Genomic DNA, 22,452 nt, shown 5'->3' with positions numbered 1-22,452 from the left:
TTGCTTTAGCGGTGCAGAATCACGTAGAGCGAGGCCGTAGAGATGAGCAGCCAAAGCGCCACGCCGAGTACAAAGGGCTTGGGACCCACTGCTTTCACCGCCTGCATCGACAGCCCGGCCCCAATGAAAAACAGCGTCACCGTCAGGCCCATTTTAGCAAGTTGCACCAGCAGCGGCCCGACTTCCTGCCAGGCTCCACCAGCTTGCAGCGCGGGCAGGTAGGTATTGAGCAACATGGCCCCAATAAACCCCAGGATAAAGTAGGGCACTTTGATTTTGACGCCTTTCTGCTTGAACAGCAAGGCCGTCCCAATAGAGACGGGAATAATCCAGAGGGCGCGGGCCAGCTTCACGGTGGTAGCCACTTGCAGGGCCTGGTCGCCGTAGGCGGTGGCGGCGCCTACCACCGAGCTGGTATCATGAATGGCAATGGCGCACCAGAGGCCGAACTGGTTCTGGGTCATGGCCAGGGCATGACCGATGGCCGGGAAGGCAAACAAAGCCAGGGCATTGAGCACGAATACCGTCGCCAACGCCACGGACATTTCTTCTTCCTTGGCCCGCAACACCGGGCCCACGGCCGCAATAGCCGAGCCCCCGCAAATAGCCGTGCCGCAGGATATCAGGTGGGTGACGTGACGACCCAGGCCCAGCCAGCGCCCCAGCCCGTAGCCCAGTATCAGCGTACCAGCAATGGAGGCCACCGTGAACAGCACGCCTTCCTGCCCGGCTTGCACTGCCGCGTGGGCGTTCATGCCGAAACCCAGTCCGATAACCGAGTACTGTAGCAGCTTGGCCGTGAGCTTGCGGGTGTGGGCCGGAAATGGGTTGCCTACCGTTTGGGCCAGCCCCAACCCCAGGGCCAGGGCCAGGGGCGGGGAGGCCCAAGGCGTCAGGCAGAAGATGAGCAGCAGCCCAAATACCGCGCGGGCTACCCCTACCGAACCGGTTTTCTCTTGAAGTAGGCTAGGTGCGGGAGGCAAAGGCGCACTTGCCGGAGTGCGCACTTTAGCGGCCCGGGGATGGGGCTCGGGCGCATCGACCAGCGCGGAAGGAGCGGCAACGGGTGGGGTGGCTTTCATGGGTGGGAAGCGGGCAATTAACTGCCCAAAAGTACGCCGGCCCCTACCTTACCGATAATCTTAAAAGGTTATCAGTAATAACTATACGTTATACTGACGCTGAGCGTAGCGCAGGAATCGTTCCGCCGGGCGGGACAAGGGCTGCCCCTGCACCCACAGGGCCTCAAAGTTGCGCGGCAGCTGCAGGTGCTGCACCGGCACAATTTCCAGCAAGCCGGCGGCCAACTCCCGCGTCAAGGCCCGGCGCGAAACGAAGCCCAGAGCTTCGGGAGCCGCTTCGAGGTAGCTCTTGATGGCCTCGGTGTTATCGAAGTAGAATGCCACTTGTAAGTCAGTAAGCTTGACTTTTTGCTCCCGCAGGGCAAACTCCAGCACTTCTAGCGTACCGGAGCCCCGCTCGCGCAGCACCAACGGGTGGGTTAGCGCTTCGGTTAACAACATGGGCTCGGGGGGCGGCCCGGCAGATGTGGCCCGGCGCACGGCTACCAGCTCATCGGCCAACAGGGGCTCGTAGTGCAGGTCGCGGTTTTTGGCGCGGCCTTCCACGAAGCCCAGGTCGAGCTGCCCGCTGAGAATGGCCTCGGCAATCTGCTCGGAGTTGCCGTTGAGCAAGGTCAGCTCCACCTGGGGGTAGCGCTTCTGAAAGCCGGGCAGGATGCCGGGCAGCACGTACTGGGTAAGGGTAGTGCTGGCCCCCAGGCGCAGCCGGCCGGCCGCTTCGCCGTGCAGGTTGTGCAGCTGCTCGGTTAGCTCCTGGTGAAGCTGGGCTACGGCATCGGCGTGGGTTAGCAGCAGGGTGCCGGCCGGCGTGAGGCTGACCCGGTTGCCGCGCCGCTCAAACAAACGCTGCCCGTAGCTGTGCTCCAGCTCCCGAATGTGCTTGGTAATGGCGGGCTGACTGATGTAAAGCTCCTGTGCGGCCTTGGTGAAGCTCAGGTGGCGGGCTACGGATTGAAAAACGCGCAAACGAAAATCGGGCATGACGCAAGGTACGCGGCGGTCGGATGCTAAAAAATGGGGAGAGCAGTACTCTAAAGCCCGCCATACGGCCAACGGGAGAACCTTGCCCCGCGCTCAGCGGCGTGGACACACAGGTTCTAATTAGACCAAGCCCGTCAGGCAGCGGCGCAGCCGAAGCATCTCGCGCAAATCGTTGAGTTACTACCACAACCTCAGCCCGCGAGATGCTTCGCTACGCTCGGCCTGACGGGCTTTTTTGTCTCAAGAGTTTCTACCATCTACACAGCTGACGTGACAAAGTTCTTGCTCCGGCCGGATGATGGGCTTTAGGACCGACTTATTTCAGCAAACTCAGCACGAATTTCGAGGTGGGCGCGCTACGGCAGCTTGCTTAAGGAGCTGGATCTGGGCTCGTTTCTCTAAGCCACTTCTCCCTAACTTGCTCTTCCCTTTTTGCTACCCCTACCCGATGAAAAGAACTCTTCTGACCGCGCTGGCCCTGGTCCCGCTGGCCGCTGCCGCCCAACAAAACCTCTACACCCCCGAGCTGCTCTGGAAGCTGGGCCGCCTGGGCGAAATGCAGGTATCGCCGGACCGCAAAACGGTAGCCTACACCGTCACCCGCTACAACCTCGGCGAGAACAAAGGCAACACCGACATTTGGGTGGTGCCCGTGGCGGGCGGCGCGGCCCGGCAGCTGACCAACACGCCCGCTTCCGAAAGCACCCTGAACTGGCGGCCCGACGGCAAACTCACCTTTCTTTCCGGCGAAGGCGGCACCGAGCAGCTCTACGTGATAAATCTCGACGGCTCGGGCAAGCAAAAGCTTAGCGAGTTTGCCGACGAAGGGCTGGCCAACCTGAAATACGCCCCAAAAGGCAATTTCATCCTGTATACCCAGGACGTGAAAACCGGTAAATCGGTGCAGGACTGGTACCCGGATTTGCCCAAGGCCGACGCCAAGCTGATTGATGATTTAAACTACCGCCACTGGAACACCTGGGACGACTTCAAGTCCAGCCACGTGTTTTTCCAGCCAGTGGGGGATGATGGCCGGCCCACCGGCTACGGCAAAGACGTAATGCCCGGCGAGAAATTCGACGCGCCCCTGGCCCCGCTGGGCGGCTCGGAGCAGCTGGCTTTTTCGCCCGATGGCTACCGCCTGGCCTACACCTCGCGCAAGCTCTACGGCAAGGCCGAAGCCGAAAGCACCAACTCCGACATCTACCTCTACGACATCCGGGAGGGCAAAACCCAGAACCTCTCGGAAGGGCTGGGCGGCTACGACACGGAGCCCAGCTTCTCGCCCGACGGCTCGAAAGTAGCCTGGCTGAGCATGGCCACCCCTGGGTTTGAGTCGGACCGCAACGGCATTGTGGTCTACGACTTCAAGACCAAGAAGCGGGAGGATATCACCAAAGGCTCGGAGCAGGCGGCGGCCAACATCCGCTGGAGCCCCGATGGCAAGACCATCTACTTTGTGAGCGTGTTGGAAGGCACTGAGCAGCTGTTTTCCATCCCGAGCAAGGGCGGCAACATCCGGCAGCTAACCAAGGGCGCCCAGAACTACAACTCCTTTGAGCTGGCCGGCCCAGGCGTGGCCATTGCCAACAAAACCACCCAGGCCCAGCCCGCCGACCTGGTGCGCATCGATCTGAAAACCGGCCGCGAAACCCCACTGACCCGCATCAATGAGCAGGAACTGGCCGGCGTGAAAACGGGCAAAACCGAGGCCCGCTGGGTGAAAACCACCGACGGCAAGCAAATGCAGGTTTACGTCATCTACCCGCCCGACTTCGATCCCGGCCGGAAGTACCCTACCCTGCTCTACTGCCAGGGCGGCCCGCAAAGTCCCATCACCCAGAGCTTCTCCTACCGCTGGAATTTCCAGCTGCTGGCCGCCAACGGCTACATCGTGGTGGCCCCCAACCGCCGCGGCCTGCCTGGCTTTGGCACCGAGTGGAACAACAGCATTTCCGGCGACTGGGGCGGGCAGCCCATCCGCGACTACCTCTCGGCCATTGACGCCGTGAGCCAGGAGCCCTACGTGGACAAGGACCGCCGCGGCTGCGTGGGCGCCTCCTACGGCGGGTACTCCGTGTACCAACTGGCGGGCAAGCATGAGGGCCGCTTCAAGACCTTCATTGCCCACGCCGGCCTCTACAACCTCACCAGCTGGTACCCCAGCACCGAGGAAATGTTCTTTGCCCAGCACGACATGGGCGGCGCGCCCTGGGACGCTACCCTGCACAAAAGCTACACCGATTTCAACCCCCAGCTTTTCGCCAAAAACTGGGATACGCCTATCCTCGTCATTCACGGCGGCAAGGACTTCCGGGTGCCGGAGGGCCAGGGCATGGAAGCCTTCGGCACGGCCCAGCTGCGCGGCATCCCCAGCCGCTTCCTCTACTTCCCCAACGAAGGCCACTGGATCAGCAAGCCCCAGAACTCGGTGCTCTGGAACCGCGTGTTCTTCGACTGGCTGGCCCGCACGCTCAAGCCCGAAGCGCAGGCCGCCAAGTAACCTACTTCCCTGATTTTACCAGCCGGAATATTCCAGTCGTTAGCAGTCGGCTGGGGTATCCCGGTTTTTTTGGGGTAGGGAATTGGGTAGTAGCACACTGTAGAGACGCAACATCTTGCGTCTCATCGTTGAACAACTGGCCTAGGCTGTGTGGACAGTAACAGCTTTTAGTTCAGGAAAGACGGTCATGCCGAGCGGGAGCGCAGCATCTCGCGTGGCTGACGACTGCAATGACACCACGCGAGATGCTTCGCTGCGCTCGGCATGACGGCCTGTTAAGTTACTGTCCACACACCCTAGCAGGTTTCCGGGTAAACAACCTCCGCAAGAACGAGACGCAACAGCTTGCGTCTCTACAACCGGGCAACGATTCGAGCGGGATGTCTCGCGGGGCTCGACATGACCGTTCTAAAAGCAGTAGTGACTGCGCCCAGATAAATTACCGGGCGGGCTGTCATTTCCAGGCGGCTTTCCTAATCTTTAGCGGCCTTTCGGCGTCCGTTCTTCCGACCTACCTCCTACCCCATCCGACCCTTTCTATGCTTTCACGAAACCTGATGCCGACGCTGGCGGCCGTGCTGCTGCTGGCCGGTCTCCTCATCGGCCGGCCGCTCCGGGCCCAGACCAGCCTGCTGCAGAATGCGCCCGCCCGGCAGGTGCTGAGTTTGAACGGGAGCTGGAACTACATCATCGACCCCTACGAAAACGGTTTCTACGACTACCGCCGCCAGGCTTTCGACCAGTCGGCCACGGGCCGGGGCGGCTACTACGACAACCAGAAGCCCAGCTCCCGCCAGGAAACCGAGCTGATTGAGTACGACTTCGACAAATCGGCTACCCTGCAGGTGCCCGGCGACTGGAACTCCCAGGACCCCAAGCTGCTCTACTACGAGGGCACTATCTGGTACAAAAAGAGCTTTACCCTTGCGCCCCAAGCCGGCCGGCGCTACTTCCTCTACTTCGGGGCCATCAACTACGAGGCGCACATCTACCTGAACGGCCGGAAGCTGGGCCGGCACCAGGGCGGCTTCACCCCCATTCAGTACGACATCACCCCCTTGCTCAGCCCCACCGGCGAGAACTTCGTGGTGGTGAAGGCCGACAATACCCGCCGCCCCGACGCCGTGCCCACCATCAACACCGACTGGTGGAACTACGGCGGCATCACGCGCGACGTGTTCATTGCCGAAACGCCCGCTACCTTCATCAGCGACTATAAAGTGCAGCTGGCCCCGAACGACCCCAACACCCTGGCGGGCTACGTGCGGCTTGAAGGCGAAGGTAAAGCTGGCCAGCCGGTGGCGCTGACCATTGCCGAAGCCGGCATCAAGCACACTGTAAAAACCGACGCCCAAGGCCGGGCCACTTTCCGGCTGCCGGCCCGCAAGCTCCGGCTTTGGTCGCCGCAGAGCCCCACGCTGTATGCCGTGCGCCTGAGCAGCGGCTCCGACGTGGTGCAGGACCGAATTGGCCTCCGCACCATTGCCACCCGGGGGCAGGACATCCTGCTCAACGGCCGGAGCACCTACCTGCGCGGCATTTCCCTGCACGACGAGAACCCGCTGATTCCGGGCCGGGCCCGGGGCGCCGGCGACCTGCGCATGCTGCTGACCTGGGCCAAGGAGCTGGGTTGCAACTACGTGCGCCTGGCCCACTACCCCCACAACGAAACCATGCTCCGGCTGGCCGACGAAATGGGCCTGCTGGTGTGGGCCGAGGTGCCGGTGTACTGGACCATTGCCTGGGAAAACCTCGCTACCTACCAGAACGCCGAAGCCCAGCTCTCCGACCTGATTGCGACGGGGAAAAACCGCGCCAGCGTGGTCGTCTGGTCGGTGGGCAACGAGACGCCGCCCGGGGAGGCGCGGCTGAAGTTCATGACCAGCCTGGTCCGGAAAGCCCGCGCCCTCGACGACACCCGTCTGATTTCCGCCGCCCTGGAGCTGCACCGCGACGGGTACCAGGTAACCGTGGACGACCCATTGGGCGCCGAGCTGGACCTGACCAGCTTCAACGAGTACATGGGCTGGTACGTGGGCGGGAAGCCGAGCGAAATCACCCAGTACACCTTCGCCATCAAGTACAATAAGCCCGTCATCATCAGTGAGTTTGGCGGCGATGCGCTGGCCGGCTACCACGCCGACGCCGACACCCGCTGGAGCGAGGAATACCAGGAGGCGCTCTACCAGAACCAGCTCAAGATGCTGAGCGCCATTGCGGGCCTGCGCGGCATGACGCCCTGGATTCTGGCCGACTTCCGCGCCACCCGCCGCCAGCACCCGGTGTACCAGAACGGCTTCAACCGCAAAGGGCTCATATCCAGCAGCGGCGTTAAGAAAAAAGCCTTCTTCGTGCTCCAGGAGTACTACCGTCAGATGGCCCGGCAGTACGAGGGCAAGTAAACAAGGAGGCTGCCGCTGGGCCAAGGTCACATCCGCTCTTCGCCAGCGGCAGCCCCCTGTTATGCACCTTCCCTGACACCCCCAACCCTCGCCCGCCCGCCTGAGCCCCGCGAAGAATCTTCTCACGCGCCGGGACGACTCGCAACAGAACGATAAACCCGGAGCATTTTTAGGGTCGGGGTACGGGGGATTGTTCTGTAGGACCACAACTCCCTCCCCAGAAAAGCCGAAGGAACCGACCGTGCACTGCTGACTGCTGCCAATAAGTTGTTGCTCCGTCAGAAGGTTCTTCGCAAGGCTCAGGCGGGCTTAAGGCGTAGCAAGCGGGAAGCACCCGTCAAGCTTTTTGTTGCCTAACAACCTTCTGGGCTGCCTCTTGCGCCGGGGCAGCAGTTGAACTCCTTTCCCGGCGCTGCAAAAACCACAAGCCAAGCACTACCACCGCGCACAACAGCCCCAGCACCGGTGCCGACATAAAGCGTAGCGCCCAGCCCGTCAGGAAAGAGCCGCTTACGCCGCACAGGTTTACCAGGGCCATGTAGGTAGTGAATTGGGAGCCTTCGATGCGGGGGCGGCACAGGGCCATGAGGAGCGGCAGCGCGACTACGCTCAGGCTAGGGTCGGCCATATTCCAGACCAGCAAGCCCAGGGTTGCCACCGGCTCGTGGTGCCACAGAAAGCTCAGGCTGCAGAAAACGAGCAGAAACAACCCCAGCACCAGCATAACCCAGCTTTGCAGTCGAGCCGCCCCCATGCGGTCGGCCAGCACGCCGCCGGCCACAATCAGGCACAAAGTAGCGGCGCTGCCCCAGCTGCCCTGCAGGATGGAAACGGCGCTATCGGCCCAGTGCAGCTCCTGAATCAGGTGGTAGGAATAGGCCCAGCCAAACGCGCCAAAACACAGGTAGGTAAGGGCAATGATGCCGAACAGGCGCAGGGTGCGCGGCTCCGTTATGGCGCGGAACAGCTCCCGAAACAGCCACCCTACCGGCGGATTATCGGCGTTGCGGCGGGCGGTAGCGGGCACAGCGCCGAAGCGCGGCAGCAGCCGGTCGGTGCGCTCCAGGCGAATGAAAAACGTGAGCGCCGTTAGCGCCAGCAGAACTACCGACTGCGCCAGCGCCGCCGAAAAAAAGCCGTAGCGGTGCAGCATCCACGACAGACCAGCGGCCCCCAGCGCGGAGCCCAGCAAGAAGCCCCCGCGCATAAAAGCGTTGGCCCGGCCCCGCTCGGCCTCGGGCACCACCGCAATGGCAATGGCATCGACACTGGCGTCCTGAATGGAAGCAAACACGCTGTGCACCACAAACGCCAGCAGGGTCAGCTTAAGTTGGGAAGCCGGGTCGCGGACCAGCAGCAGCACCAGGGAGGCCAGGGCCGCCACCAGCTGCGTAAGCACCACCCATTGCTTGCGTTGCCCCAGCACCGATTCTTGGTACTTGTCAATCAGCGGCCCCCACACGAATTGCAGGGTCCAGGGCAGCCCAATGGCCGCCGAGAAAGAAGCCACCGTAGTAGCATCCAGCCCCCGCCCGGTCAGGTAGTTAACCACCGCCGTCAGGCCGAAGCCCGCCGGAATCCCCTGCATGACATAGAGGTAGAAAAAGGTAAAGTACCGCAGGCCGGTACTCTCGCGCAAGACAAGATGGGTCACGGGGCTGATGGTAAGCAGGATACCTGAACAAGGTAATCGAATACGCTTATACAGCGGAGCTATTCTCGGCCCGGCCGGGGTGCATACCGCAATTTCTAGTGGTTCGGGTAAGAAAAGGCGTTGGGGTTAGATTCGAATCAGGAACGTCATTCCGAGCCCAAGCGAGGAATCTCGCGTGCTGATGTTGTAGTGGTAACTCAGCCGTCAGCACGCGAGATTCCTCGCTTGGGCTCGGAATGACGTTCACTTTCCTACTTGTCCACATACCTTCCCACCTATCCACGTCTCCTTCTGTTCACATACCCTAAACCAAGCCGCCAAAAACCTAGCGCTGTCATTCCGAGCGCAGCGAGGAATCTGGGGCAAGCCTTCCAACGATTTCACCCAGATTCCTCGCTTGGGCTCGGAATGACAGGTAGGAGACCGGCAGTAATGACCCTATGACCCCCGTGCGGGCACATTTCTAAAGCGGCGTAAGCGCGGGGTGAAGCCGCTGCCAGGTGCTGGTTCTTATTTGAGCACCGCCTCCGTCACCTTGCTAATGTCGCTGCTGACTTTGTGAATGAACTCCAGCTGCTCGTGTAGCTGGGCATCGGGCGCGGCGGCGGCGGTAGTGGATGTCGGCGCCGTCGGCTCCCAAGCCACCGCTTCCGGTTCCTTGGGGTCGAGGCGGCGGAGGCTGCGGTGCAGGGCCTGCTGGGCTTGGCGCAGGGCTTTAAGGCTGGCGGAGGGCAGGCCGGGGCGCATTTCGCCGGCCAGAATGGCCGAGGTAATGGCGGCTACATTCGAGGAGAGGATGTGGCTGAGTACCACAAACTCGTGCACCTCGGTGGGCCGGTGCTGCTTGGCCCGGGGCTCCGACATCATGCGCTGAAAGGCCGCGCCCAGGTTGGCCGAGCTAACGTACACATCCTTGCGGGCCAGCTTGTAGTCGACCAGGGCCACGGGCGAGCCGAGCAGGGCTTCCTGCAAGGTGCGCAGGTAGTGCAGATTAGCGCGTAGCACCGCCTTAAGGTAGTCGTGCAGCTGGCCCGATTCCCAGTTGGGAAACAGCAGGTAGCCGGTGGAAAAGGCAATCAAACAGCCCAGCACCGTGTCAAACACCCGCTCCTCTACCACCTGCACGTAGCCCAGCCCCAGAAAGCTGAACAGAATTAGAATAAAGGGCGTCATGAACGTGACGGTGACCAGGTAGTTGATGCGCACAAAGCAGAAGGAAACCAGCATACACAGCACCATGAGTACCAGCAGCACCGTGCGGTCGGGAATCAGCCAGAGCACCAGGGCCCCCAGCACGCCGCCGGCCAGCGTGCCCAGCACGCGCTGTACGTTGCGCTCCTTGGTTAGGCTAAAGGCCGGCTTGAGCATGTAGGTGATGGTCATAATCACCCAGTAGCTGTGGTGGCCGGGCAGCACTTTGGTTACCAGGTAGCCCACCAGACAGGCCACGAACATGCGCGCCGAGTGGCGAAAAATGCTGGACTGCAACGTCAGATGGTCGCGCAGCTGCTTGAAATCGAAGTTTTGGTGGGCCACGAAGCGGCCAAACTCCAGCTCGCGGCCGGAAGGCGCGGGGGCGTTGGCATCGAAGTAAGCCAGAATATCCTGGAGGCGCTGGCTGAGGTTGCGCAGATTCACCAGAATCTTCTTGAGCATGAGGGTGTGGCCGGGCCGGGCGGGGTCGTCGAGGGCGTCGATGCGGGCCTTGAGCTTCTCCAGCCCCGCCAAGAGGTTGCGCTGGGCCGTGTAGCCGTGGTTGGCCTGAATGGCAAACCCGATGTTTTCCAGCTCGGCGGCGTGCTCCTCAATCTCGCGGGCAATGTCGTCGAGCACGCCCGTAGCCTCGAAGCGCTGGTGCAGGGCCGCGTAGTCGTGGTAGGTAATGGTAATCTGCTCGTAGAGGTCGATGACGTCCACGAAGGTGAGCACGAGGCGGCGGCCGGTGCCGGTGGTTTCTTTCACCAGCTGCCGGGTTTTGAACAGCAGCTCCCGCACGGCGTCCTGCTTTTCACTGACCGTCACTTGCTGGGCTACCAGGCGGCGGTAGTCGGCCTCCAGGTTGGTGCCGGTGCGGTAGAATTCGGCCTTGAGGCGCAGAAAATCAGCAATAGCCCGGATACAGTCGCCGAGGGCCTGCTGGGCCGGCCGGTAGGGGCGCAGGGTGTAGAGCAGCATCGTAACGCTCAGGTACCACAGGCCGCCGGCCACTACCATGCCGGCGTAGGGCACTACCTCAGCCGGCTTCAGGGGCCGGTCCAGCATCAGAATAATAATCAGCAGCCCGGCCGTGCCCACGCCACCGGCCCGGTTGCCGTACACCAGCAGCATCGTAAACAGAAAGCTGCACACTACTACCTCTACCCCCAGCAAAGCCGGAACGGAGTGCAGAAACCCCGTTATCAGGGCCATAATCCCAATCAGGCCCGTGGCGGCCAGCATGCCGTTGCGCTTGTGCAGCATGGGGCCCGGCGTATCCGTGAGGCTCACGCACACAGCCCCCAGCGACACAGTCAGCCCGTCAACCAGGTCACCGTACAGGCCCAGCACCAGGCCGGGCAACAGAATGGAGAGCGTGGTCCGCAGACCATCCGAGAATTCCTGACTGGTAAAGAAGTATTGAAAGGAACGGACCCGTTCGTTCATGGTGGCTGCCCCGAAAGTTAGACCTGGTTTATACGCACCAGCTTCGGCTCGGGGGTGCAAGGTACGACGCGGCCCCTACTCCACCGGCGCCAAATCGGAATTAGCCGGGCCGGCCATGAGCTTGCCGTAGGCGTCGAAGCGGGAGCCGTGGCAGGGACAGTCCCAGCTCTTTTCCAGCCCGTTCCAGTGGACAATGCAGTGCAGGTGCGGGCACACGGCCGAGCACTCGTGCACCTGGCCCTGGGGGTCTTTGTACACGGCTACTTTCAGGGGGCCGCGGCCAATTACGGCGCCAGTACCGGGGGCTACCTCCTCGGCCGTGTTCACGTCGCCGCCGGTGAGCAAGTCGGTGTACTCAGCTGCCACGTTGATGTTTTCCTTCACGTACTCCTTCACCGACTCAAACTTCACGGTCACGCGGGCCGGGTCGTAGAGCGTGGCCCAGGGATTCTCGCGGCCCAGAATCAGGTCGGTAATAATCATGGGCCCGAGGGTGCCGTGGGTCATGCCGTGGCCCGAGTCGCCGGTGATGATGTAGACGTTGTCATCGTCGAGCGGATTGTGGCCGGCGTAGGCCAGCCCGTCCACCGGCTCCATCACCTGCCCCGACCAGCGGTAGTCGATTTGGCCGGCGGTGGGGAAGTTGGCTTTGGTCCAGAACTCCAGGCTGCGCAAATGCTCCTCGGGGTCGGGTTCCTGGCCGGTTTTGTGGTCCTCGCCGCCCACAATCAGCAGGTCATAGTCCTCGTTTTCCACTTCCTGCAGGCGGATGTAGTGGTAGGGGTCGGCCGTGTCCCAGTACAGGGCCTTCGTAACGGAGCCCTTGGGCACCCGCGCCCCGATGACGTAGGTGCGGTAAGGGTGTTGCTTGGTGTGCATCACCACCCGGTCGTTGAACGGCGTATTGGTAGCAATGACAATGGCCTGGGCGCGCACTTCCCGCCCGCCGGTGGTAACTACTCGGGCCTCGGCGCCCCCGTGCACTTCCGTCACGTGGGTGCGGGTAAAGATGCGTCCGCCCTGGCGCTGGACGGCCTCGGCTACCCCGCGCAGGTATTTCAAGATGTGAAACTGGCCCTGGTTGGGGAACACCAGGCACTCGCCGGTCTGGAAGCCCTGGGCCCCGGCGTCGGGGAGGCGATGCACATCGGTGAGGCCGGCGCGGTGAGCTGCCTCCAGCTCCTGGTCCAGCTCTTTCGGGGTGCCGCTCTGGGGCAGGAACAGATAGCCAGGTAAGCGGCTGAAGTCACAGTCAATCTTTTCCTTATTGACAATCTGCTCGATGCGGTCCACGGCGGAGCGGTGGCTATCGGCGGCCCGGCGGGCGCCATCTTTGCCGAACAGCTCTTCCAGGGTCGTGTACCGGTCGTCGAGGGCGAAGCTGAGGTGGGCGGTGGTCCGGCCGGTTTCGCCGCTGGCCAATTCCCCGTCTTCCAGGAGCACTACCTTTTTGCCTTCCAGCCCGAGCAGATAGGCCTGAGTAAGGCCGGCAATGCCGCCGCCCACTACCACTACATCGGCCGTCAGGTTTTCGCGCAGGGGCTCAAACGAGGGCAAGGGCGCGGCCGTACCAAACCACGAGGAAATAGTAGTACCGGAAGTCTGGGTAGGGTTGGGCGTAGGCATAGCGGCGTGGGGGCTGGTTCAGGATGGAAGTCTTCAACAGGTACGCCGGGGCTTGGGCTGGGGTTAAGGTCAGGGGAAATAAAAACGTGTCATTCCGAGCGGGACAAGGAATCTAGAGCTACCGTGCAACGGCTTAACTCAGACTCCTCGCGCCACTCGGAATGACACGGGCACGATACTCTTAGTACAGAATATCCTCTACTGGCTCCAGCTTGGCGGGCACTTCGGTTTCGCCGAGCATCTGGCGCAAATCAATTTCGATGGAGCGGCAGATGGCCGTCATCGGCACGTCGTTCATGTTGTTTTCGAAGGGGTTTTCGCTGTTGTGGCCCACCGTTTCGATGGTAGCGAATACCCAGGACACCAGCACCGAGAAGGGTACCGTCAGCCAGATATGGTCGGGGCCGAGCTTGGCGAATTCCATGACCAGGCCCAGCGGCATCAGGGCCGTGAACAGGTACACGAACACCATACTAAAATAGGCGTATTGGCGCGGAAACGGCGTATTCTTGATTCGTTCGCAGCCGCCTTGCAGGTTGTAGAGGGTTTCCAGCGTGTTCATCATGGTCACATGCTGGAAGTCGTTGAGCAGGCCCCGATCCTCGCGCAGGCGCCGCAGCTCAGCGGCCTGCTGGCGCACAATTTGGGCGGGCGGATTGGCCGTAGCGCGCAGGTATTCCGACTCCTGTTCTTCCAGAAACGGAGCTACTCCGGTGTCCCACTGCTCGGGCTGGCGGCGCAGATGAATGCGCAGGGCGTTGCACCAGGCAATCTGGCGGTACACCATGCGGCGGTGGCGACTGGTCAGCTCCTCGGCCGAGGCGGGGGGCATGCTCGAGCCGGGCGCATCTACCACGGAGGTAATGAACTCCAGAATCTGGACGGCCGCGGTGCGGCTGCTGTTCACGATGCCGCCCCAGAGCTGGCGCCCCTCCCAGAAACGGTCGTAGGAGCCATTGTTTTTAAAGCCGATGTAAAAGGCTACGGCCGTACCGAGGGTAGCTACGGGCTGCCACGGAATGGCTACGGAGTGAAACCCCAAGGGCCCGTAAATGACGCAGACCAACAGGCTGTACACGGTAAAAACCGTGACCGGCTTCCAGCCAAGCTTCCAGATAATATGCCAGCGGAGGTTTTCGCGAATGTACACGCAGAAGAAATTAGGATGCTAACGCAAATGAAAACGAAGGTAGACGCGCAGTATTAAACTGATATTAAACCCGCAGCCTTGGTCCCTTCTACGAATTCATGCGGCCTAACAGCTAACTGCAACTCGACTATTTGCCCCTAGCTAGTCCAGCACGATGCCCATCAGGCGCATCAGCTGACTGGCATTAAAGGAGCGGCACACGCCGGGCGTAAGGCGGTAGTCGAAATATAGGGTGCCGTCGGGGTTCAGGAAGCTGTTGAAGCTCACGTTGCGCACGTGGGCCGGCAGCTCCTCTTCCAGGGCCGCTAGCTCCAGGTCGTGGGTGCTGATAAGACCACTGGCGGCGCGCTGCTGCAGTTGGTGCACCAGGGCGCGGGCCCCACGGTGGCGGTCCTCGGAGTTGGTACCCTTCAGAATCTCATCCAGGAGGTAGAAAACCGGCAGTCCGCCCGCCTCCGATGCCTGGGCCTGGGCGGCGGGGGTAGTCAGGTCCAGCAGCAGACGCAGGCGCTTGAGCTCGGCGTAGAACGAGGAGGTGCTTTCCGCCAGGTTGTCGTTGGTGCGCATGGCGGTGTACACTTGGGCGGGTCCGCAGGTAAAAGCCGCCGCGGGCACCACGGCCCCGGCCTGGGCCAGCACCAGGTTCAGGCCCACCGTGCGCAAAAATGTACTCTTGCCCGCCATGTTGGAGCCCGTCACGACTACCGTCTGGCCCGCGCCTTCCGTCTGAAAATCATTGCGCACCCCGGTTTCGGCCAGCAGCAGCGGGTGCCCCATGGCTTCGGCAACTACCGTCAGGGGCGCGGCTGTTACCTCGGGCTGGGCAAAAGTAGGGTTAGCGGCCCGGAAAGCGGCCAGGCTCACGAGGGCATCCAGCTCGGCAGCGGCTTCCAGCAAGGGCTCCAAGCCGTGCTGCAGCTGCCGCTTCCAGCGCTCCAGCTGCCACATGCCCCACAAATCCCAGAGCAGCACCGTGTTCAGCAGGCCCGCCACCGCCGGATTCTGCCGGGCTGAAAACCAGCCCGCCACCCCCGACAGCCGCTCCAGCAGCCGGGCCGCCGCTACCCCACCCGTATTGTGCAAAGTGCGGTGCAAGCGGCGCAGGGCCGGGCTTTGCCACTGCCCGGCCTCAAACAGAGACAGTTGGTCGTGGGCCGCGCGCAGGGCGTCGCGCATGGTGGTTACGTGCTGGTAGTACTCGGCCCTCACGCCGCTGAAACGTGCGTTCAGGGCGCTAGTCAGCAGTAAAATCACTAGCGGCCAGGTGCCAAAGCCATTGAGGGCGGCCACAAGAGCGGCTACGGCGGCAACTGGTAGCAGCACCAACAAAGGCAGCAGCCAGCTTTTGTCCGCGAAGAAATCCGGCTCCCGCAGCCAAGCCGCAAACTGTCGCGGGTCCGACTCCTGACGGGGGTAATGCCGGGCGCGGGCCTGCCACTCCTGCTGCCAGGCTACATCAGGCGCCAGCTCGGCCGTGGCCTGCTGCCGCTCCCTCAGCGCCGCCACCGGGCTAGGGGCCAGCAGCCAGCCGGCCAGCCAGTCCTGCCCCAGGCGGGAGGTGCTGCGGTTCAGGAGCTGAAACAGGGAGTGCGCCCCGAACACGTCCAGGTCGGCGGCGTAGGCGTGCTGGGCATCAAGGTAGCGCAGGCCGGGGTCGAAGCCGGAAAGCTGGCCTGCCAGCCGCGCCAGCTCGTCGCGGTTGAGCTGGGCCAGCAGGCGCTGGTGCTCCCGCTGGTAGCCCACGGTGTTGTGCCAGCGCACCAGCCCCAAAAACACCAGATAGGCCACTAGAATGACCACAAAGCCAGCGGCTACCTCGCCCTGACTAAACAACCGCCACACGCCCGCAGCGGCCCCGCCAAACACCAGCAGCCGCACCAAGGCTACTAGCCGGTGCCGGCCGGCAAAGTAGGTTTCTCGCTCGGTGTAATGGGTCAGGTTTTCCTGAAATAGCTCGGCGGGCGCGATGGAAAGCGGACGGAAGGCAGTAGAAGCAGGCACGGCAGCAGAAACGGGTGAGGCCACGAAGGTACGCAGGCCCGGGGAGGTAGAACTACCGTTTCAGCAGGCGCCGCAAGGGGCTCTCGGGCTTCAGAAAGGGCGCCAGCTCGGCAAAGCTGAAAGCCAACCGAAACTCGTATTCCATGTCTCTACGCACGAAATGGGTCATACCTTCGTAATCCACCACGTGATGAAAGGTCACGCTGTCCGGGGTTACGTGCAGGTCGGTTGGCGGGTGCTGCGCATCAACGTGCTGGCTGCGCAGCCCGGCTACATCGGTTGAGTCTTGGGGGTTTTCGTGCAGGTAGCGGCTGATTGCTCGTTGCAGCTTCCGCTCACAGATGGCCAGGAAAGCCGCCTGTTTGGTAGGGTCAATTTCATCGGTTAGCTGCTCGCCCGTTCGCAGGTCCAGCACCACCGACCACATCTGGGCAAACAGCTGTCCGCCGCCCGTTATTCGCTCACTTCGAAGCCACACGCTCAGCAGGCCCCGGTCGTTGTAAGTTACTTGTGCCTCGGTGCCTTGGTAGCCGCGCGTTTCCCCTTCCCTGCGCGCTTTTGCCTCTTCCTGCAGCTCCGCCCAGGTCATGCCGGCTATTTCGGCCACGTCAAACGCAGCCCACAACTTCTCGGACACGCGAAAATCGGGTACGGTAAACACCGGTTTGGTGTACTCCCCGAAATAGGTTTGCTCTGCTACGTGCGCTTTATCGGCGAAACCAGTGCTGCGGTAGCTGGTCAGTTGGGCGGGCAACTGCCGCTCTGATTTGGCCGCCCGCCAAGTTCCCGCCAACGTACCCGCAGCCGTCCGACGCAAACGGAAATACGCAAACGGCTGCCGAGGCTGGCGGCTGCCGTCCCAATGCTTCGTTAGCGCGGGCCGCTCCGGGTGTACCTCACCCAGCCACAGGTCGCCGGTGGGCGTCACGTACCCTTTCAGCCAAATGGGCTTTTGTTGGCTGAGGTAGTAGTAACAGCCCGTTACCTGCGCATTAGCTGCCTGCTCGTGGATGGTTAGCCGGAACAGATACTTGCCCCCGATGGAGCCTTCGTAGTCGCCCGCCACTAATGTTGCGGCCGCCCGAACCGGCGGTTTTGCCACCAACTCCGCCCCGGAGCTTGGCTGCGTAACGGCTGTTTTGGCCACTAGCATCAGCGCTAGAAAGGCCATGTTGCAGTAGTTATTCACGTCAATCAGATACTGTAGTGAAGCTCCTCAGAGCCCTACCCCGCCACCACGGCAATGCACTTCAGCTCAATGGCAATGGGCGTGGGCAGGCGGTTGACCTCCACGGTAGTGCGGCAGGGCTGGTTGGTCTGGAAATACTCGGCGTAGAGGCGGTTGTAGGTAGCGAAATCGGCCGGCATGTTGGTCAGGAACACGGTGACGTCCACCAGGTCTTCCCAGCGGGCACCGGCTTCTTCCAGGATGTAGCGCACGTTCTGGAACACGGCGTGGCACTGGCGCTCGAAGTCGTAGCGCCGGATGGTGCCGTCCGGGTTTAGCTCCACGCCGGGCACCTGCGCCTGGCCGCGCTGGCGCGGGCCTACCCCCGACAAGAACAGCAGGTTGCCGGCGCGGCGGGCGTGCGGGTAAAGGCCCACCGGCTCGGGGGCGCGCCGGGAGTTGTGCGGGGCGGAAGTTGGGTCAGAGGCCATCGGGCCAAAGCTACCGAAAAGCGGCGCTTCTCGTAGATAGCGGAAACTCCGCCTTAGGCTGGTGCGGTTGTTGTGTCAGCTTGGCTTCTGTTCCTTTGTTTCCCTCTATGAGACACGCTTTTCGTCCCTTCCTGCTAGCTGGTTTGTTGGCTGTTACTGCCCCAGCTGTTGCTCAGCAGAAATTAAAATACCCGAAGCAGCCCGCCGCCAACGAAATCTATGATGCCGTAGCGCAGCCGGCCGTGCCCCTGGGCGGGCTGGAAGCCTACGCGCAGTACTTGGCCGACAAGCAGCAGTACCCCACGGCGGCCCTGCAGGCCGGCGTGCAGGGCACGGTTACGGTAACGTTCGTAGTGGAAAAAACCGGCTCGATTTCCAACGTTGTCGTTGCCCAACCCGTTAACCCGGCCCTGGATGCCGAGGCTATCCGGCTGATTAAGGGCGGTCCGCGCTGGACGCCGGCCCAGCACCGCGGGGGCGTGGTGCGCCAGCGGGTTTCGGTGCCCATCAGCTTCCAGATTCCCGGTGATGCTGGTGCCGGAGCGGCTACTGCGGCGGGGGGCGCGCCCGCCCCGGCTGGCGCTACCACCGTCGTATCCCCCGATTCGCCGGCCCGGCCCGTGGGAGGCACCGACGCCTTTTTTGAGTGGATTCAGCAAAACCAGAAGTACCCGGCCCTGGCCCGCCAGCGCAAAGTACAAGGGCGCGTAATGATGGAGTTCATCGTGGAAAAAGACGGCTCCCTAACGGACATCAAACCCGTCAAGCGCCTGGGCTCGGGCCTCGATGAAGAAGCCATCCGGCTGCTTAAAGCCGCCCCCAAATGGCAGCCCGCTTCCTACAAAGGTCAGCCTCTGAAACAGAAAATGGTGCTTCCGGTAGTATTCACGCTTTAAGCGTTGGGGTAGCAGCTGAGAAACGTACTGAGCAGGGGTCCGAAAAACATTTACCCCCTAGCCAATGGGTAGTAAATCTGACTTTGCATAGCGCCCTTTGTTGGCCTGAAAAGAGTATTACCAACGCAGCCCGGAACATAAAACAACAGCCAACACGCCCGTGTCATGCTTCGACAAGCGCAGCATAATACGGGCGATTTGTGTTGAATGCTGCCTTATGCGCTTACCATTCACCGCGCTTGTTGTCGGTATTACCCAAACAGCGTGGTGCAGGTGGCCCTGACCAGAAAGGAAAGCATTTCGGGCCTACGGTGGTTATACCGACTGGATGAAGCTAGCTTTTCCGCAAAACTCCTGCGGGTTACTGCCCTTGGAGTGCTTGGGGCTTCCTGAGCCTACCCCTCTAACGGGCTGTGGGAACTCTATTTCCAATCCTTTGGCAGAATATATCCCGCCCGCGGCTCGTTGGCGGGCAACGTTGGGGCTGTTTTTGGTCTCTTTAAAGTAGTTTGTCTTCGTGTGCGTCAGCCTACAGTACCTAGGCCGGCGAGTTCTGGCTCCGGCTTAGAACTGACTTCCTTCCTTTGTTATGCTTTCCCCCCTGCCGCTCCTTTCCGCCCCACCCGTTGCCTTTGGCACGCCGCTACCCTTACCTGCCAGCTTTTCAATCTGGCCCTATCAAACGCGCTTCCGGCAGGCCGCGCAAACCATAGCGCAGGGGATATTCGATGCCCTCGACGAAGACCTGGCCCCTTACGTCATGCTGCTGGCCCTGCCGGCCGAGGGTGAGGAGGCCGTGGAAGCCGTACCGGTGTGTCTGGAGCCCATCGACTGCGGCTTGGACACGGAGGCGTTTGCCGAGGCCCAGGCCCGCGGCCGGTACTACCGCTACCTGCAGCCCTGGAACTCGCCCGACCGGGAGCTGATGAGCGAGGAAATGATTCAGCGCAAGCAAACGGCCCTGGGCCTGCGCCAAGCTGTGCAGGAGGTGCTGGATGAGCTGGCCAACGGCTCCCGCCACCTGTACTTTGCCGGGGCGCCCGTGCCCATCAACCAGCACTCCGTGGTGCCCGTGCTGCGCCTGAACCGCAAGGCCATGCAGGCCTACCCCACCCTCCAGAAAAACCGCTACTACACCGATGGCCGCCTGCTTTCGCACTCCCTGTTGATGGCCGCGGTGCTGCGCTTCCACGAGGAATGCCTGAAATCGTTGACCGAGCCCGAGCCCGGCTCCGGCCTACTAGTGCGCCCCCGCGACACCGACGAAATTATCCGCTCCGCCGGCAAGCTGTTCATGGATACGCCGGCCCAGGACCTGGGCACCAACCCGGCCGCGGCCAAGCTATTTACCACCTGCAACACCATTTCCTCGTTGCGTTACGAGGGCGCCGAAGGCGTGGGCAAGGTGGTGCTGGCCCGGCGCGGCCACCCCAACCTATCGGAAGTATTTGCCCTGACCTGCCCTACCCCGCTCACCGACTACCGGGCCGTGCGCAAGCTGCTGGAGATGACGACCTCCGACGTAAGCCTGCTGGCCGACGGCGAGAACGTGTACGCCCTGGGCCGGCAGGTGGGCCAGTACGATGCCAGCCGGGAAGACCTGTTCGTTATCAACTTCGTGAACCACTACGCCTGGGAGTTTCAGCACGGGGGGCAGGTGCTCATGCGCGCCCACTACGGCCTGCCCAGCCTGCCGCGCACCCGCCTGCACCGGGCCCGTTTCCGCCGCGACCTGAAGCACACGTTTCAACTCACTGACCCAGCTAAAATCGAGCGGCTCTGGGACGTGGTGGTGGAAGCCAGCCGCCAGAAGCACGGCACCCTGCTGGTCATCACCACCGAAGCCCTGGCCGAAGCCGACCGCCTCAAGCTGCAGTGTACCCTCATTGAGCCCGTGCCGCTGACGCCGCTTATCACGCGCTTGGTCACGGCCATCGACGGGGCCGTGCTGCTCGACCCGGACAGCTACTGCTACTCCATCGGTGTGATTCTGGACGGCAAGGCCTCCGGCCACGGTACCAGCACCCGCGGGGCCCGCTATAACTCCGCCATCCGCTACGTCGACAGCTCCCCCTACCCCTGCCTGGCCATCGTAGTCAGCGAAGATGGCCTGGTTGACGTTATTACGAAGGAAAGTCTGCGGGAAGAATAAAGCGGAGCTTAGCCAGACTGGGCCAGCTTTTTCAGTTGCCGAAGTTCGGTGCGCGAGACATGCTTCAGGCGTTGCCCCCGGTTGCAGGAGCTCGTAGCGAAGTACGGCGTGACCGGAACGGGCGGGCCACCGGTCAAGGAGCCTGTTTCGCTGACTTGAAAAGCATACACCAGGTACTTAGCGCCCACTTTGAACTCCCGACCGCAGGAAGCGCTCTGCGATTCAGTAAACACCTGAACCCTAGACTCGTTAAGTGGCCTTTTGAACCGTTGCAAAACGGCGAAGGTGTATCGCAACGACTCATGCCGGATAAGGCGGATGCGTTGCTCCATCGGACCCGTGTCGGCAACCTGCACCGTGTCCGTCGTTACAATGGTTTCGACGCCCGTTACGCGTCCCACAAATACCAGCGCATCCTGTCGGTAGGCAGCTGCAATCTGTTGTTTCTCGGAGCCGGTTCCGCTTACGCAGGAGCACGCCAGCGCCCCGAAAGATGGCAGCAGCAGGGCAAGAACCACTAGAATACTTTTCATTCGATGCTCCTGGATAACTATAAGTAGGAAAAAATAGCTGAGCTGCCTTATTTCGCTTTCGCCCGGAACGACCAGGTAATGCGGAAGATGGCTACCACGTCGCCGGCTTGGTCTATTCCGGTGCTCGTGCACAGTACCGTTCGGCCCTGACCGGTAGCGCGGCTCTCGGCAATGGCCCGGCCGATGGCAGCCCCGTCTTGGCTGGTAAAGCGGATTAGGCCCACGGCCTTCTTGTTGAATTCCGCCTCCAGCCCTACTACCAGCATGGAAACCGGCGAACCGCTTTGCACGTGCATCATGGCCAGCAGTCCGCTGGCCATTTCGGCGGCCATACTTAGGCAGGCGAAGTAGATGCTACGGAACGGATTCTGAGTGAGATACTTGTACGGCACCGTAACGGTAGCCTGCCCGTCTGTCAGGGCCGCTACCCGTAGTCCGGCCAGGTAGGCCATGGGCAGGCGCCGCAGCATGAAGAGCCGCAGCTTCAGCGGATTGCTGATGTCGCGGCGAAATTTTTCCATCCTGACGGTGTCGGATGTCGCGGTGGGCTGGGTGGTCATGGCGTTGAGGAAGGATCAGGCGGAAGTTAGGGCCTTTTAGGAGAAGGCTTAGCCTTTCGGCCGGCCTTGGGAGCCGGGTATACGGTTAGCTCTCGGTAGCCGTAGGTGGGGTCTGGCTCGCGGCGGAAATCCAGTTCGGGCAGTTCACCAATAACCAGCTCCGCGGTGGTATACACAAGGCTACCGTTTAGCAGATGCCCGCCAATAGTGCGGCCCGTGGAATCGGCAACGGCCAGGTGGAGGTGGCTGCCATTAACGGACAAGGTGCCCACTAGGGATACAATTTCGAAGTGCCCATGATACTGCGTAGGCCCTTCTTGGTTGGCTAGCCGCAGGGTGGTAGTAGTTAGGCTGCCCACGCAGGTAAGCACCGCCGCCGCCCGCAGCTGGTGCTGCGCGGCAAAGGCCAGCAGCTCCTGGTGCAAGTCCTGCCCCGGCTTGAGGCGCAGGGCATAGTTTCGGAGCGAGGAGGTGGGCGTAGAGGGCTTGGGCAAACCAGGGGAGGCGGGCGGCATGGCAGCAGGTACAGACTGGGCGGAGCCGGTAGCCGAAACTAGCAGCCCCAGCATTATAAGGAACGGAAGGCGCATCAGGGGCAAAGAAACGCACA

16 protein-coding genes are annotated in these 22,452 nt (G+C 62.0%); 4 read left to right on the top strand and 12 right to left on the bottom strand.

Annotation, left to right across the window (positions count from 1 at the left end; all coding sequences use genetic code 11):
• Nucleotides 1–5 precede the first annotated feature (5 nt).
• Both IEW18_RS01875 and IEW18_RS01870 read right to left on the bottom strand, forming a co-directional pair.
• Complete coding sequence (locus IEW18_RS01875; protein WP_188556104.1) at nucleotides 6–1,082, bottom strand: YeiH family protein; 1,077 nt, start codon at nucleotides 1,080–1,082, stop codon at nucleotides 6–8.
• An 81-nt stretch (nucleotides 1,083–1,163) separates the two neighbouring features.
• The gene (locus IEW18_RS01870; RefSeq protein ID WP_188556103.1) at nucleotides 1,164–2,063 is read right to left on the bottom strand and encodes a LysR substrate-binding domain-containing protein; all 900 of its coding nucleotides are present in this window, start codon (nucleotides 2,061–2,063) and stop codon (nucleotides 1,164–1,166) included.
• Between the two features lie 448 nt (nucleotides 2,064–2,511).
• Between IEW18_RS01870 and IEW18_RS01865 the strand changes: the two genes are divergently transcribed.
• Both IEW18_RS01865 and IEW18_RS01860 read left to right on the top strand, forming a co-directional pair.
• The gene (locus IEW18_RS01865) at nucleotides 2,512–4,566 is read left to right on the top strand and encodes a S9 family peptidase (RefSeq protein WP_188556102.1); all 2,055 of its coding nucleotides are present in this window, start codon (nucleotides 2,512–2,514) and stop codon (nucleotides 4,564–4,566) included.
• Between the two features lie 539 nt (nucleotides 4,567–5,105).
• Nucleotides 5,106–6,968: a glycoside hydrolase family 2 protein gene (locus IEW18_RS01860; protein ID WP_229728557.1), complete on the top strand. Its 1,863-nt coding sequence runs from the start codon at nucleotides 5,106–5,108 to the stop codon at nucleotides 6,966–6,968.
• A 337-nt stretch (nucleotides 6,969–7,305) separates the two neighbouring features.
• Here the strand turns inward: IEW18_RS01860 and IEW18_RS01855 are convergent, their stop codons facing one another.
• The 7 genes from IEW18_RS01855 to IEW18_RS01825 form a co-directional block, all read right to left on the bottom strand.
• Nucleotides 7,306–8,622, bottom strand: a complete 1,317-nt coding sequence (locus tag IEW18_RS01855; RefSeq protein ID WP_229728556.1) for an MFS transporter — start codon at nucleotides 8,620–8,622, stop codon at nucleotides 7,306–7,308.
• Nucleotides 8,623–9,132: 510 nt separating this feature from the next.
• Entirely contained in the window at nucleotides 9,133–11,265 is a 2,133-nt protein-coding gene (locus IEW18_RS01850) for an FUSC family membrane protein (RefSeq protein ID WP_188556101.1), read from the bottom strand.
• A 75-nt stretch (nucleotides 11,266–11,340) separates the two neighbouring features.
• Nucleotides 11,341–12,891 (bottom strand): FAD-dependent oxidoreductase, encoded by a 1,551-nt coding sequence (locus IEW18_RS01845; protein WP_188556100.1) that lies wholly within the window; start codon nucleotides 12,889–12,891, stop codon nucleotides 11,341–11,343.
• Between the two features lie 181 nt (nucleotides 12,892–13,072).
• A complete protein-coding gene (locus IEW18_RS01840; RefSeq protein WP_188556099.1) occupies nucleotides 13,073–14,041 on the bottom strand; it encodes a bestrophin family protein in 969 nt (322 codons plus the stop codon).
• A 141-nt stretch (nucleotides 14,042–14,182) separates the two neighbouring features.
• Nucleotides 14,183–16,042, bottom strand: coding sequence for a MutS-related protein (locus tag IEW18_RS01835; protein WP_188556098.1), 1,860 nt, complete (start codon nucleotides 16,040–16,042; stop codon nucleotides 14,183–14,185).
• 52 nt (nucleotides 16,043–16,094) lie between these two features.
• On the bottom strand, nucleotides 16,095–17,213 hold the full coding sequence (locus IEW18_RS01830; RefSeq protein WP_188556097.1) for a hypothetical protein: 1,119 nt from the start codon (nucleotides 17,211–17,213) through the stop codon (nucleotides 16,095–16,097).
• A 53-nt stretch (nucleotides 17,214–17,266) separates the two neighbouring features.
• Nucleotides 17,267–17,701, bottom strand: coding sequence for a RidA family protein (locus IEW18_RS01825; protein ID WP_188556096.1), 435 nt, complete (start codon nucleotides 17,699–17,701; stop codon nucleotides 17,267–17,269).
• 107 nt (nucleotides 17,702–17,808) lie between these two features.
• Between IEW18_RS01825 and IEW18_RS01820 the strand changes: the two genes are divergently transcribed.
• Nucleotides 17,809–18,597 (top strand): energy transducer TonB, encoded by a 789-nt coding sequence (locus IEW18_RS01820; protein ID WP_188556095.1) that lies wholly within the window; start codon nucleotides 17,809–17,811, stop codon nucleotides 18,595–18,597.
• A gap of 589 nt (nucleotides 18,598–19,186) precedes the next feature.
• A complete protein-coding gene (locus IEW18_RS01815) occupies nucleotides 19,187–20,749 on the top strand; it encodes a DNA integrity scanning protein DisA nucleotide-binding domain protein (RefSeq protein WP_188556094.1) in 1,563 nt (520 codons plus the stop codon).
• An 8-nt stretch (nucleotides 20,750–20,757) separates the two neighbouring features.
• Here IEW18_RS01815 and IEW18_RS01810 read toward each other — a convergent pair whose 3' ends face one another.
• From IEW18_RS01810 to IEW18_RS01800, 3 genes are read right to left on the bottom strand one after another with little or no spacing between them, the layout of a single operon-like run.
• Nucleotides 20,758–21,282, bottom strand: a complete 525-nt coding sequence (locus tag IEW18_RS01810; RefSeq protein ID WP_188556093.1) for a hypothetical protein — start codon at nucleotides 21,280–21,282, stop codon at nucleotides 20,758–20,760.
• A gap of 47 nt (nucleotides 21,283–21,329) precedes the next feature.
• Entirely contained in the window at nucleotides 21,330–21,842 is a 513-nt protein-coding gene (locus tag IEW18_RS01805) for a PaaI family thioesterase (protein ID WP_229728555.1), read from the bottom strand.
• A 26-nt stretch (nucleotides 21,843–21,868) separates the two neighbouring features.
• Nucleotides 21,869–22,432, bottom strand: a complete 564-nt coding sequence (locus IEW18_RS01800) for a PPC domain-containing DNA-binding protein (protein ID WP_229728553.1) — start codon at nucleotides 22,430–22,432, stop codon at nucleotides 21,869–21,871.
• Nucleotides 22,433–22,452: the final 20 nt, after the last annotated feature.

It is taken from the genome of Hymenobacter glacieicola (assembly GCF_014640315.1).
GTDB classification, from domain to species: domain Bacteria; phylum Bacteroidota; class Bacteroidia; order Cytophagales; family Hymenobacteraceae; genus Hymenobacter; species Hymenobacter glacieicola.
This window is presented reverse-complemented; position numbering and strand designations above follow the sequence as displayed.